The 12957-nt window shown below is 46.7% G+C and carries 12 protein-coding genes and 1 tRNA gene; 5 read left to right on the top strand and 8 right to left on the bottom strand.

Features of this window, described 5'->3' with window-relative positions:
* Nucleotides 1-36: 36 nt before the first annotated feature.
* The 6 genes from yigB to lptM all read right to left on the bottom strand — a co-directional run bounded on the left by yigB (nt 37) and on the right by lptM (nt 4657).
* The gene (gene yigB / locus LIX84_RS21785) at nt 37-753 is read right to left on the bottom strand and encodes a 5-amino-6-(5-phospho-D-ribitylamino)uracil phosphatase YigB (protein WP_226422158.1); all 717 of its coding nucleotides are present in this window, start codon (nt 751-753) and stop codon (nt 37-39) included.
* Between the two features lie 8 nt (nt 754-761).
* Nucleotides 762-1694, bottom strand: coding sequence for a tyrosine recombinase XerC (xerC, locus tag LIX84_RS21780; RefSeq protein ID WP_226422157.1), 933 nt, complete (start codon nt 1692-1694; stop codon nt 762-764).
* On the bottom strand, nt 1660-2391 hold the full coding sequence (locus tag LIX84_RS21775; RefSeq protein WP_226422156.1) for a DUF484 family protein: 732 nt from the start codon (nt 2389-2391) through the stop codon (nt 1660-1662). The genes xerC and LIX84_RS21775 overlap by 35 nt, the downstream gene beginning before the upstream one ends.
* Entirely contained in the window at nt 2385-3215 is an 831-nt protein-coding gene (gene dapF / locus LIX84_RS21770; protein ID WP_226422155.1) for a diaminopimelate epimerase, read from the bottom strand. The genes LIX84_RS21775 and dapF overlap by 7 nt, the downstream gene beginning before the upstream one ends.
* A gap of 10 nt (nt 3216-3225) precedes the next feature.
* Nucleotides 3226-4479 carry a diaminopimelate decarboxylase gene (gene lysA / locus LIX84_RS21765; protein ID WP_006743007.1) on the bottom strand — a complete coding sequence of 418 codons (1254 nt, stop codon included), beginning with the start codon at nt 4477-4479 and terminating at the stop codon, nt 3226-3228.
* A 61-nt stretch (nt 4480-4540) separates the two neighbouring features.
* On the bottom strand, nt 4541-4657 hold the full coding sequence (lptM, locus tag LIX84_RS23585) for an LPS translocon maturation chaperone LptM (protein WP_005378746.1): 117 nt from the start codon (nt 4655-4657) through the stop codon (nt 4541-4543).
* A 74-nt stretch (nt 4658-4731) separates the two neighbouring features.
* On the opposite strand from lptM, the gene cyaY reads away from it, so the two are divergent.
* Entirely contained in the window at nt 4732-5046 is a 315-nt protein-coding gene (gene cyaY, locus LIX84_RS21755; protein WP_012841286.1) for an iron donor protein CyaY, read from the top strand.
* Between the two features lie 69 nt (nt 5047-5115).
* Here the strand turns inward: cyaY and LIX84_RS21750 are convergent, their stop codons facing one another.
* Nucleotides 5116-7644, bottom strand: coding sequence for a class I adenylate cyclase (locus LIX84_RS21750; protein ID WP_006743006.1), 2529 nt, complete (start codon nt 7642-7644; stop codon nt 5116-5118).
* Nucleotides 7645-7990: 346 nt separating this feature from the next.
* On the opposite strand from LIX84_RS21750, the gene hemC reads away from it, so the two are divergent.
* Genes hemC through LIX84_RS21730 form a run of 4 tightly spaced genes read left to right on the top strand, consistent with a single transcriptional unit; the run spans nt 7991 to nt 12070 of the window.
* Nucleotides 7991-8929 carry a hydroxymethylbilane synthase gene (gene hemC, locus LIX84_RS21745; protein WP_005393847.1) on the top strand — a complete coding sequence of 313 codons (939 nt, stop codon included), beginning with the start codon at nt 7991-7993 and terminating at the stop codon, nt 8927-8929.
* A gap of 2 nt (nt 8930-8931) precedes the next feature.
* A complete protein-coding gene (locus LIX84_RS21740) occupies nt 8932-9660 on the top strand; it encodes a uroporphyrinogen-III synthase (RefSeq protein ID WP_046874396.1) in 729 nt (242 codons plus the stop codon).
* A gap of 17 nt (nt 9661-9677) precedes the next feature.
* Entirely contained in the window at nt 9678-10889 is a 1212-nt protein-coding gene (locus LIX84_RS21735) for a uroporphyrinogen-III C-methyltransferase (protein ID WP_226422154.1), read from the top strand.
* Nucleotides 10889-12070, top strand: a complete 1182-nt coding sequence (locus tag LIX84_RS21730; protein WP_226422153.1) for a heme biosynthesis protein HemY — start codon at nt 10889-10891, stop codon at nt 12068-12070. The genes LIX84_RS21735 and LIX84_RS21730 overlap by 1 nt, the downstream gene beginning before the upstream one ends.
* A 730-nt stretch (nt 12071-12800) precedes the next feature.
* On the opposite strand, the gene LIX84_RS21725 is transcribed toward LIX84_RS21730, so the two are convergent.
* Nucleotides 12801-12891 (bottom strand) — tRNA-Ser (locus LIX84_RS21725).
* Nucleotides 12892-12957 lie beyond the last annotated feature (66 nt).

The following is a 12957-nucleotide window of genomic DNA, read 5'->3' as shown; positions in this document are numbered from 1 at the left end:
ACAAAATGAGATTAGAATGGATTAATGCGAAAGCAATTAAAAAAGTGTGAGTAACGGCTGCAAACTATTGATTTCAATATCAGGTAAAGTACGTGTTTTTGAATGGTTAATGACATTTTTATTCATATCATTGAACCAACAAGCCGCAAAACCAGCCGACTTTGCACCATGCACATCTGTGGTTAGGTGATCACCGACATGCAGAATATTCTCTGCTGGAATATCCAAGAACCGTTTCGCCTTAGTAAACATATCGGTGGCGGGTTTCGCTAACCCATCTGGCCCCGCTTTGAGCACACATTGAAAATACGGCGTTAAGCCAATTTTATCTAAATCGACGTTGCCGTTTGTGATCGCCACGAGCGGAACTCGCTCTCCCAATTGTGTCAAAACATCTAAGCTTGATTGGGGCACTTCAAACTGACTGCGCCAATCCAAAGCGAGCTGCACACCCTCTTCAGCTGCGGCTTGAGCTTGCGCTTCATCATAGCCAACTGAAAGAAAACCATGCTTTAGCTGCACTAAACGCCAAAGCGTCACATCGCTTCTGAGACCCGGTCTCTGCTGGAGCACATGTTTTTTTACCTGCATCCAATCAGCCTTATCCATGTGCGCCACGGCAGGATGTGTTTGCTGCAACCAAGCCAACAACTCACGCTCCATACGGATAATCACCGGGTAATTGTCATACAGCGTGTCATCAAGATCGAAGGTCATGGCCTTAATAGGCTCGATACGGCGATAATATTTCATACTTCGGCTCACTCCCCGTTCTTTTTACGTGCGCGTGGGTGGGCTTGGTCGTAGGCTTGCGCTAAATGTTGGAAATCCAAGTGCGTGTAGATTTGGGTCGTCGAAATGTTCTCGTGCCCTAAAAGCTCTTGCACCGCACGTAAGTTATTGCTGGATTCGAGCATATGTGTCGCAAACGAGTGACGCAATTTATGCGGACTAATATGGCTCGCCACAGACTGTTTCTGTCCCCATTCTGCCATACGTTTTTGCACGCTACGGTGCGAAATACGCGTTCCGAGTTTAGACACAAACAAGGCGGGTTCACCTGGCGCAGCAAGGTCGCCCCTGACTTTCAGCCACTTGGCAACCCATTCAGTTGCCATGCCAGAGAATGGTACTTTACGTTCTTTATCGCCTTTACCGATAACACGAAGCTCGCCACTGCGCAGTTGTACATCACGTACATCCACACTCACCAACTCAGCCAAACGCAAGCCTGCACCGTACATCAGCTCCATCATGGCGCGATCACGCATAGCCAACGGGTCGTCTTCGTTGACCTCAAGCAGTTGGCTCACTTCATCAACATCGAGGTTTTTCGGCAACGGGCGCTTTTTACGTGGCGCTGAAACCCCTTTGGCAGGGTTAGCTGACATCTCGCCACGCAGAATAAGGAAATCGAAAAAGCTACGCAGCGATGAGAGGCGCGTCGCCAAACTGCTGGCTTTCATGCCTTCCCGCATGCCCTTACCTGCTAATTGGCGTACCCAGCCTGCATCCACTTGAGACCAATCTTTAAGTCCCATTTCAGCCAAGTGCTGCGCCATGGTTTCTAGCTGCTGTTTGTAATTGCGTTGAGTATGTAGGCTGAGCCCCTTTTCGCTTCGTAAGAATTCATAGAAGCGCTCAAGAGGCTTTTGCAGACTATTTGGCAGAGGAGTGTTGGGAGTTGTCGTCATCGTAACTTTGCCATACCAGTGTTTGAGCGAGATGTGCCACTACTAATGATAGGTGACGCAAAAACAAGGTATCCATATCTGGTTGAAAATGACCGCCATCCTCACTAGAGAACGCTAGCACGCCCAGTGTTTGCTGTTTCACGAGCGGTAGTACCACATAGGACCCCATTTCCGGCACATCCATATTGCCAAACAAAGCTTCACGATCCACTTTGCGAAGACGTCCTAAGTACGCGTCTTTGCCATTTAAGTGAGTGGTCGCAAAACGTTGATAACTTTCCTTACTCAATTGAATAGATGCATCGCATTGACTAAACAATCGAACAAACGCGCGTAAGCCCAGTGCTTTAGCTTTCTCTTCAATAGAATGAATGACTTGTTTAAAGTCACCACACTTTAGAATCTGCCCCTGCAAATCCATAAATTCGTAAAAGGTGCGATCGTTGTTCGCCGCAAGCGACATCAGTGTGGTGATCTCTTCCTCTAACTCTTCAATGCGCTGACGTTGGCGATTCATTTGTATGTGCACCAAAGACACCGCACCCAAGCCTGAGTGTGGGAAAGATAGACGATCCACAAGCTCCGGACGCTGCACAAAAAAATCGGGATGATCTTTGAGGTACTCGGCCACCACTTCAGCCGTTAAGGCATCTGCTTCTACTTGAGACAAACCGTTTCCTTTTTCTTCTACTAGCAAGACAATTGACCATCAAATACATGCGTTGTAGGTCCGGTCATAAACAACGGCTTACCCGGACCTTGCCACGCAATTCGTAGTTCACCACCTGGTAGAGAAACCTTAACGTTTTCATCCAGCAGACCCTGAAGAATCCCTACCGCTACCGCCGCGCATGCGCCGCTACCACAAGCTTGTGTTTCACCTGTGCCTCGCTCGTAAACTCGAAGACGAATATGGTCACGACTCACCACCTGCATAAAGCCAGCGTTGACGCGCTCTGGGAAACGCTCGTGCGACTCAAGCAGCGGACCTAATGTATCGACATCAACAGTATCCACGTCATCGACCACCGTCACCACATGCGGGTTACCCATGCTTACCGCGCCACAGAACAACGTTTTTTCACCAGCGCGCATGATGTAGGTTTTCTCTTTTTGCTTGGCTTTGAAAGGAATTTTGTTCGGCTCAAACTCTGGCACACCCATGTTGACCGTCACTTCTCCATCATCTTCGATGTTGAGAATCATCTTTCCTTTTTTGGTGCTTACGCTGATGCTGTATTTATTGGTCAACCCTTTTAAGCGAACAAAACGCGCGAAGCAGCGCGCGCCATTCCCGCACTGCTCGACTTCACTACCATCGGCATTGAAAATCCGATAATGGAAATCAGTTTCAGGGTCGTAAGGGGCTTCTACCACGAGCAATTGGTCAAAACCAACGCCGGTATGACGATCCGCCAAACGGCGGATCAGGTCTTGCGAGAAAAACACGTTCTGGGTAATACAGTCGACGACCATGAAGTCGTTGCCCAAACCGTGCATTTTGGAAAAGTGGAAATGCATTTGTTGTGTGTTACTCCGGTAGAATCTGTTCCAGCTGCCACAAACTGGTCAGCTCCTCACGCTGGCGAACTAAGTGGCTTTGTTTACCATCCACCATTACTTCTGCCGCTCGGGTACGAGTATTGTAGTTCGAAGACATCACAAAACCATAGGCACCTGCTGAACGAACCGCGAGTAGATCACCTTCTTGCAAAACGAGTGCGCGATCTTTACCCAAGAAGTCGCCGGTTTCACAAATAGGGCCAACCAAATCGTAAGTCTGTGCTTCACCCGTGCGCGGCGAAACTGGCACGATATCTTGCCATGCTTGGTATAGTGCAGGACGCATCAAGTCGTTCATTGCCGCATCGATGATGGCAAAGTTCTTGTGCTCAGTATGTTTTAAAAACTCAACACGCGTTAGCAAGATACCTGCATTCGCAGCAATTGCTCGGCCCGGCTCAAAAATCAGCTCCAAGTCTTGGTGATTTTCAAGACGACCAAGTAACGCTTTGGCGTAATCTGAAGGCTGTGGTGGTAACTCATCACGATAGACCACACCCAAACCACCGCCGACATCAAGGTGACGAATGTTAATGCCTTGCGCTTTTAAATCATCAATCAGGGCTAATAAACGGTCTGTCGCGTCGATAAATGGGTCGATATTGGTCAGCTGAGAACCAATGTGGCAGTCGATGCCTTGCACATTCAAGTTCGGCAGGCTTTGCGCGAATTTATAAACATCTGGCGCACGATCAAACGCAATGCCGAATTTATTGTCGCGAAGACCAGTCGAAATGTAAGGGTGTGTTTTCGCGTCGACATCTGGATTGATACGCAGAGAAATTGGCGCAATCACACCAAGCTCACCCGCAACCTTATTCAAACGTTCTAGCTCAGGCTCAGATTCAACGTTGAAACATTTGATACCTAGCTCAAGAGCACGCTTCATTTCTGCAGGTGTTTTCCCAACACCAGAGAAGACGACTTTCTTCGGATCACCGCCTGCGGCAATCACACGCTCAAGTTCACCACCTGATACGATATCAAAGCCCGACCCCAAACGCGCCAGTGCGTTCAATACGCCTAGGTTTGAGTTCGCTTTCACCGCGTAGCAAACTAGATGAGGATGTTGACCCACAGCACTATCAAACGCCTTCCAGTGGCGCTCTAGCGTGGCTCGAGAATATACGTAAAGAGGAGTGCCATATTGCTCTGCAAGAGCTTGAAGTGGGACGTCTTCGGCCCAAAGCTGGCCATCATCCTGATAGTTGAAGTAATCCAAAATTCGCTTCCCTTATTTTATTCGACTGCTGAACCCTAATTTCACCCTAAGGCGCGGTTATTTATTGTGATTGCTCATTCTGTTGAGTGTCATCTGGAATGTATAGTGAGCCAGACTGGCCACATCCCGCTAACGTCGCGGCAACCATCACAAACAACACAGTAACTAATTTTTTCATTTCGCATATCGTGATTATTGAATCAATGCCCCCTATAATCGCACCACACTCAGGAAAAGCAATAGGATAGACGGATGAACGATACTGAATTTCATCAACTGGTGGATGCGCAGATGCAAATCATCGAAGAATCCATCGATGATTCAGGCGCAGACATTGATTACGAAGTCACTGGCAACGTAATGACATTGGAATTTGAAGACCGCAGCCAAATCATCATTAACCGCCAAGAGCCGATGCATGAGATCTGGCTAGCGTCCAAATCTGGTGGTTTCCACTTCAAGCTTATTGAAGATAAATGGACCTGCTCAAAAACGGGTATGGAGCTATTTGAAATGGTGAAGCAAGAGTGTGAAAAGCACGCGGGCGAAGCCATTGATTGGGCATAATGTCCGTCAATCGTCACCAAAACAAAAAGAGCACCGAAGTGCTCTTTTTGTTTATTGATACGGGTTTAATTACGCGTTTACCGCTTTAGTGGGACGATGCGGTGAGCACCCATCATTGCGATAAGGGATGATATAAGCATTGCCCTCTTCAGGATGGATAATCTGGTAGTACTGCGGCAGGTTAAAGTTGATAAATTTCGACGCAACACGACTGTCGTCTTTTACTGATGTGTAAAAGCTGTTCACGGACGAAATCATCTCGTCTTTGGAGCCACTGAATTGGTGATACACTTCAACTTGGTTTGACTCATCCAACACATAAATATTGAAGCCATCTTCATTATCTTCAAAGAAGAACTGCACCAGACCTTCACTGGCAAAACCATCCACCGCTTCTGGCATTTGATACTCTTGCTCTCGATCGAGCATTAATAGCGGCGAGCCTTTAAGTTTGTTAGTAGAAATGCTGCGATAGAAATCAATGGAGTTTTCTAACTTCTGCACCGACACGCCACGACGTTCAAAGAACAGCCCGTAAGTTTGGTTACCGAGGCGCATCGCTTTAAAGCGGCGGCGTTTTTCTTGCTCTACTGGCTTCAAGCGTAAGTCGATACATTCCGCTAAAAGCTGGTAGACCATATTACGCATAACACCACGCATGTTCTTCGCATAACAGAACACATCCACCGATTCTGGTGGCAACGCGTCTTGGTGCATTTTGCCCAGAATAGTTTTCAGTGCGTCCAGCATCGCCGTTTCCCCTTTGAAATGCAGCGTACGCACTTCATGCCAGGAGTTACGGTAAACCAAGTCGACACTGCCGACTAAGTTTTTATGTTCCGGACCAAAACTGAAGATATCGGTATTTTTCACATCCACTTTCAGCGAACGGCCCGAAAGCTCTGACGTAGGATCATTTTCAAAGTTGATGAACATCGCTAGCTGGCTGATCTCACATGGGCTCGCTAATGCCTGCATCGTCGGACGGCGCTTACGCAGCGCAAAGGTATTTCGTAAGTCGCTCACCATTTGGTAGAACTTATCGATATCCAGTTGCGCTTCACGCACCACCGCGTGCAAACGAGTCGACTCGGTGATTAAACCATTAAAGAATGCCCAAGAGACTAACTTGCTTAAGTATTCATGATGTTCTAAGTATGGCTGCCCCAAAATGCGGTGCGCAATCAGAGGTTGTTTATAGAGATACCAACCAGACTTGTTCACACCACCATCTTTCACTTCGATGAAGCTTAAATCCGGTTCATGCAAATCAGGGGAAATCTGCGGGTTGAGCAACGTCACTTTGCCCGGCAATACTTCAAAAGCGGCGTAAAGCTTACGAGCCAAAATACTGATGTCTTGCGGGCTGATAGCGGAGGTAATGTCGTTGCGACGCGCAAATTGAATCAAATTACGGTAGCTCTGCATCAACGCATCCAACAACGCATGATGCACCACTTTTACCTGTTCAACTTTCCAGTTGCGGCGATCATCGAGCTCAGCAACAACGCTGGCATCCCAATCCCATTTTGCAATCATGTCGCTCAGCGCTTCACGGCGCCAAGCCACTGAACCGACATCCGGTTCACGCGACAACTTTTCGTGGGTTTTGAGATAGAAGCAACGGCGCACCAAATCCAAACGAGTGTCATCTTGGATTCGCTCTAAGTAGCGGGTCACTTTTTCCAACATTAAGTAGTACGCATCCATGCCGTAAAGGTCTGGCTCATGGGCAAAGAAACGACGTTTGGTGTCGATGCTTAGCAGTTGCGTATGCGGGTATTCCCACGAATAAGCTTCAAGCAGAATGGCTTTTAATACCGATTTGTAGGGAGAATCGATACTTTTGTATAGCTGCCACAAGTTCGAGCCGAAGTACTCTTCAGCAGGAATGCGGTTCAATTTACCAAAGTCGATCCATTCACTACAGTCGATGTAACCATCACTGCACAATTGAGAAACATATTCGTCGTAACACTCTTCCATTTCTGGCGGCACTATTTGCCATAATAAACGCTGTCCAGCAATACGCACCGCGCTGCGATAGAATTCATCAAGCAAAAGTAAGTGCTGAGATGAGCCACAGTTATCACCCGTCATCTCTTCAGAATGGTTGCTTCTAAAGCGTTCTTCATCCATTAAGAAGAAGTTCGCCTCCACCCCTTGGCTTTGTGCCCAGTCGGTGATCAGCAAGCATTTATTGGTCAGCAATTCTCGCTCGTCACAATCCATATCTGGCGAAATACACACCCAAATATCTAAATCACTAGAAGTACTTTGACCAATTGATGAGGTACTGCCCATGGTGTATAAGCCCAAGATAGCCGGCTTCTCTGCCGTCTTAAGTGGCTGACCAATCGCAAGTTGAATGTCATCAATGAATTGCTGTTGAATGCTATTTAGCGCCAGCCCATGTACACCAAACGGGACATCGGCATCGTAATAGCCAGGAATCACAGGGTGGTTGTAGTTCAACAAGGCAGGAATCAAGTGGAAGACTTGCTGGCTTTGCGAATCCATAAGCGCCAGCGCGCGATCAACTCGCTGCTGATTCAAATTATCTAGTCGCTGAATGATTTTTTGGGTGTAAGCCTGCAAGGGGAATTCCTTGGTTGAACAATCACGAAAATCTGCTGACGTTTTAAACCAAAACGGCCTAAAAACGTGATCAATTTAACACTTTTATTGGTGCGGGTAAAGTTTCACGCCCACGCACCACTCAGGATGCAAAACCATACTTTAGTCACAAAATTAATCGCGCGGTAGTGTCGCTCTTATTACCTATTACTAATAATAGTCCTTAGTCTAATTGAGAATCCAGTCACACTATTTTCATAACGTCATGTAATTCCATTCATAGCTCTCAGAGATAACGAACTAACAGTAAGCATTTCTTGATGAGAATGGTAGGATAAACCCAAATCCAAACAGCATTGAGAAGATCATGACACAATCCACACCTATTCGCATTGCAACTCGAAAAAGCCCTCTTGCTTTATGGCAAGCTTACTTTGTCAAAGACGCCCTTCAAGCCGCTCACCCTGGTTTGGAAGTCGAGTTAGTAACCATGGTGACCAAAGGTGACGTGATTTTAGATACACCGCTAGCAAAAGTTGGCGGCAAAGGCTTATTCGTAAAAGAGCTTGAAGTCGCAATGCTAGAAGGCCGTGCAGACCTTGCCGTTCATTCAATGAAGGACGTACCCGTCGATTTCCCGGAAGGTCTTGGCCTTGTGACCATTTGTGAACGTGAAGACCCTCGTGATGCTTTCGTCTCCAATACCTATAGCAACATTGATGAACTCCCTCAAGGTGCAGTGGTTGGTACTTGCAGTTTGCGCCGTCAATGCCAACTGAAAGAATATCGTCCAGACATCATCATTAAAGAGCTTCGCGGTAATGTGGGCACTCGCCTTGGTAAACTAGATGCGGGTGAATACGATGCGATCATTCTTGCTGCGGCTGGCCTTAAACGATTGAAGCTTGAAGAACGCATTCGTAGCTTTATCGAGCCAGAGCAATCATTACCTGCGGTAGGCCAAGGTGCTGTCGGTATTGAGTGCCGCCTTGACGATGAAAGGCTGCTTAAACTACTTGAGCCACTTAACCACCAAGACACTGTAGACCGCGTTTTGTGTGAGCGCGCAATGAACCTGACGCTAGAAGGCGGCTGTCAGGTACCTATCGGCAGCTATGCCCTGCTAGATGGCGATAACATTTGGCTACGCGCATTAGTTGGCGAACCAGATGGCAGCGAAATTGTTCGTGGTGAAATCCGTGGCCATCGTAAAGACGGCGAAACGTTAGGAGTGCAGTTAGCCAATGAACTACTGGATAACGGCGCTCGTGAAATCCTAACTAAGCTGTACGCAGATCACGAATAATCATGGCAGTGTTGGTCACTCGGCCGGGAGAGCAAGGCAACGCGCTTTGCTCTCTGCTCGAAAGGCACGGCATTTCTGCATATCACCATCCTCTGATCGACATTGTCGCCGATCTCACGGACACACACCTCTCTAAACACCTGCATCAAGCTCAAATTGTTATTGCTGTTAGTCGACATGCCGTGCAATGTGCACAGCAAATCTTAGCCAGCAACGAGACATCATGGCCGAAACAAGCCATTTACCTTGCCGTTGGTCAAAAAACAGCACACTATTTAAGCAAATGTACCCAACAGAAAGTACACTATCCCCAAGTCAGTGATAGTGAACATTTATTGCGACTGCCAGAGCTCAATAATGTGGCCCAACAACAGGTTCTTATCCTTCGTGGGAACGGTGGAAGAGAGCTGATCAAAGATGCATTGGTGAGACGTGGCGCAAAAGTTCACTATAGTGAGACTTACAAGAGAGAATTCATCCCATTCGATCCAGTAAGCTGTGTCTCACTATGGAAAACCCTACAAATTGACCAGATCATCGTCACCAGTGGTGAGCAACTGGATTATTTGTGCAGCCAATTGACGTCAGAGCAATTGACTTGGCTTAATCAACAAGAGTTGTATATCCCCAGTCAGCGTATCGCTGACATCGCACTTCAAAGGGGGTTCACTCGGGTGAGATGCACGGGAAGCGCATCCAACCAAGAATTACTGGCGGCTCTCCAGCCCTAGCTACACAGGATATAGGCATGACAAGTAAAAATAACGACCAAAAAAATAACGATAAAAACCTTTCCGAAGAAACCTCATCGGCACCGCTAGCCGAAAAAAGTACATCGCAGCAGGATGCGGCCCCTAAAAAAGAACAGCCAAACGTGGCCGAATCCCCAAAAACAGCCGAGCCTGCCAAAGTCGAATTTGAAGAAAAACAAGGCAAGCGCGGAGTTAAACTAGGCACAGTCGCTATCATCTTATCGATTATTTTTGGCGGTGGCCTCGCATACAAGCTGCATCAGCAGCAAGCCGATTACCAAGCACAGATCGCCCAACTAAAAAGTCAGCTAGAAAGCACTCAAGCTTCCATGAAGCAAGAGCTCAGCCGGGTACAAGAAGAAACCATCGAGAAAGCAACGACCGTGACACACAAAGCGGAAGTGGTACTGGGACAGCAACAGAAGAGCATTGAAAGCTTACAGCTTGCCGTTGCCGATGTGAAAGGTCGCCGACCAAACGACTGGCTACTTGCTGAAGCCGATTACCTCGTCAAATTAGCAGGTCGTAAACTGTTCTTAGAGCATGACGTAGAAAGCGCAACTCAACTAATGGAAAGTGCTGATCAACGCATTGCAGCACTGAATGACCCTAGCCTCGTCAAACTACGTAAAGCAATGGCGAACGATATCACCAAACTTCGTACTATCCCGCTGATTGACCGTGATGGATTGGTACTACGCTTAACTGCTCTGCAACAGCAAGTAGACAAGTTACCTCTCGCCAATGCACTACTCCCAGAAGCAGAAGCCGTAGAGAACACTGAAGTGTCTGAAGATATTGCAAACTGGCAAGATAACTTAATGACCTCTCTGAAGGACTTTTCAGAAAACTTCATTACCTTCCGCACGCGCGATGGTAACGTCATTCCACTGCTTTCTCCTGAGCAACACTTTTACCTAAAAGAAAACATCAAAGCCAAATTGGAGACCGCAATAAAAGCGGTGTACCAAGAGCAAGGTGAAATTTACACCACGTCTCTAAAAACAGCCGACAAATGGGCATTAGCTTTCTTCAACCAAGACGATAATTCCGTTAAAGAGTTCAACAAAACTGTTAACCAGTTAAGCCAGCAAAACATTCAAGTGGAATACCCAACGAAACTGCAAAGTCAGTCTCAACTATCAGATGTCATCCGTGAGCGCCTACGTCGCGAAGTCACAACGATGACAGGTATGGAGGATAAGTAATGTTTCGTCTTATTTTCCTATTTGTTGTACTAGGTGCAGGACTATTTGTTGGCACTCAATTTTCTGGTCAGCAAGGCTATGTACTCATCTCCATCGCTGAGAAAACGATCGAGATGAGCGTAACGACATTGGTCGTATTCGTTATCGCAGCACTCGCAGGTCTTTTTCTACTTGAGTACCTAATTAAAAAGCTAGTTTACGCAAGTTCTACAACATGGAACTACTTCAGCGTGCGCAAAATGCGCCATTCCCGTCGATACACCAATGAAGGCATTATTAAACTCCTTGAAGGAGACTGGAAAGGTGCCGAGAAAAAAGTGACTCGTTGGGCGAATCATCACGATATGCCGCTACTTTGTTACTTAGTCGCGTCTGAAGCTGCACAAGGTCAAGGTGATAAAGCAAAACGTGATCACTACCTAGAGCTAGCAAGCCAGCAAGAGAATGCTCATCTTGCAGTAGAGCTAACTCGTGCTAAACAGTTTATTCGCGATAACGAGTTCGAGGCTGCTTTCGATACTTTGCAATCGTTAAAAGGTCAGTATGCGAGTAATTCGATTGTATTGAACTTGCTGAAAACAACGTACATGCAGCTAAAATTGTGGCAACCTCTTATTGACCTCTTGCCACAACTCACCAAAGCAAGACTCATCACGGAAGAAGAACACGCAGAGCTGATTCAAAAGGCGCAATGCGGCTTACTCCATGAAGTGGCACAGCAGCAAGGTAGCGAAGGGCTTATCTCTCATTGGAATAGCCTTGCACGCAAAGTAAAACAAGACACACACCTAGTCGCCTGTTTTGCTCGTGAGTTGATAGCCCGGAAAGCAGATGCTGAAGCCTTTACTGTGCTAAAAGAAGCATTGAAAAAACAACCGGCTCCTGAGCTTTATCAACTACTGCCAGATCTAAACCTGCCAGATATCCACCCTGTCGTGGTTTTCTTAGAGGGAGTAGTGAAGAAAGAGCCAGATAACGCCGCAGCGCATAGCGCATTAGCGCACTTCTATTTCCGTCAAGAGAAGTGGCAAGAAGCCCAAGACCACTTTGAGATCGCCTTAAAGCTTCGCTCTGACGTCTCTGATTATGCATTCCTAGCAGATACACTAGAGAAGCAGAATCTAACTAAAGCCGCTCACGAAGTCTCTCGTAAAGCTCTCACGCTCGTCCAGAACGACTAAGTAGCAGTCATCTAACCAAGCCGGCAGTTTACTGTCGGCTTTTTATTGCCTGTCACTCATCAACACTCCACAAACCTGCAATATCCACTAGAGCTAATGCCCTGCAATCGCCTGAACTTCATTGGGAAGCCCTAGCAAAGCTTCCTTAATTCGTTCCAAGCAGCACTCCATTAAGCCCAATAAAATCCTCTAAAAATAGCTTGCACACTTTCTTCAAGGCGAACAACCAAATATAAGTTTCTAGGAAGGAGCTCTACTAACAAAATACAGGTAACTTGAAATAGTGCAGAAAGCAAAAATAGGTACATAAGCTCCGATACTCTCCATTCTCTTCAATGAAGGACTGTCTCCTATACAATACTTAGACCGTGTTTATTGTACCAACTAGAGCAAGATAGCGAATAGCTATTAGGTAACACTAAGAGCGCTAACGCACGTAATATAGAGTAAAGGCAAGTCTCTTGTTAACAGAAACACTTCACCCTTAGAGGTAGGAATGCCAATACTCAGACTTGATGGCTCTCGTTAGAAGATAAAGTTATGAACTTCTGTCGCTGCACAACCTGTGGATAGCGAGAACGCGCTTAAAGCAAGGCTTCTCAAGTGACATAGTGCAGGGATACCTAGTCCGGGGATACGATCAGCTAAGGGATTGATTCCAGTCCCTAACGAATTTCCAAGCGTCAGAAACGAAGAAAGCCTCGCTATTTCTAGCGAGGCTTCTTAATAGTGGCGGAGAGATAGGGATTTGAACCCTAGATACGCTATTAACGTATGCCGGTTTTCAAGACCGGTGCTTTCAACCACTCAGCCATCTCTCCACAAATTGTCATCAACAGATTAGTACACTGATGATGTTGTTACTTGTCTATGCAAATAACGATATT

The organism is Vibrio sp. E14 (assembly GCF_020515785.1).
Taxonomy (GTDB): Bacteria; Pseudomonadota; Gammaproteobacteria; order Enterobacterales; family Vibrionaceae; genus Vibrio; species Vibrio diabolicus.
This window is presented reverse-complemented; position numbering and strand designations above follow the sequence as displayed.

Coding starts and splice junctions, on each gene's coding strand:
- hemC (WP_005393847.1), top strand. CDS start 7,991: ATGACACAATCCACACCTATTCGCATTGCAACTCGAAAAAGCCCTCTT.
- LIX84_RS21730 (WP_226422153.1), top strand. CDS start 10,889: ATGTTTCGTCTTATTTTCCTATTTGTTGTACTAGGTGCAGGACTATTT.
- LIX84_RS21735 (WP_226422154.1), top strand. CDS start 9,678: ATGACAAGTAAAAATAACGACCAAAAAAATAACGATAAAAACCTTTCC.
- cyaY (WP_012841286.1), top strand. CDS start 4,732: ATGAACGATACTGAATTTCATCAACTGGTGGATGCGCAGATGCAAATC.
- dapF (WP_226422155.1), bottom strand. CDS start 3,215: ATGCATTTCCACTTTTCCAAAATGCACGGTTTGGGCAACGACTTCATG.
- xerC (WP_226422157.1), bottom strand. CDS start 1,694: ATGACGACAACTCCCAACACTCCTCTGCCAAATAGTCTGCAAAAGCCT.
- yigB (WP_226422158.1), bottom strand. CDS start 753: ATGAAATATTATCGCCGTATCGAGCCTATTAAGGCCATGACCTTCGAT.
- LIX84_RS21740 (WP_046874396.1), top strand. CDS start 8,932: ATGGCAGTGTTGGTCACTCGGCCGGGAGAGCAAGGCAACGCGCTTTGC.
- lptM (WP_005378746.1), bottom strand. CDS start 4,657: ATGAAAAAATTAGTTACTGTGTTGTTTGTGATGGTTGCCGCGACGTTA.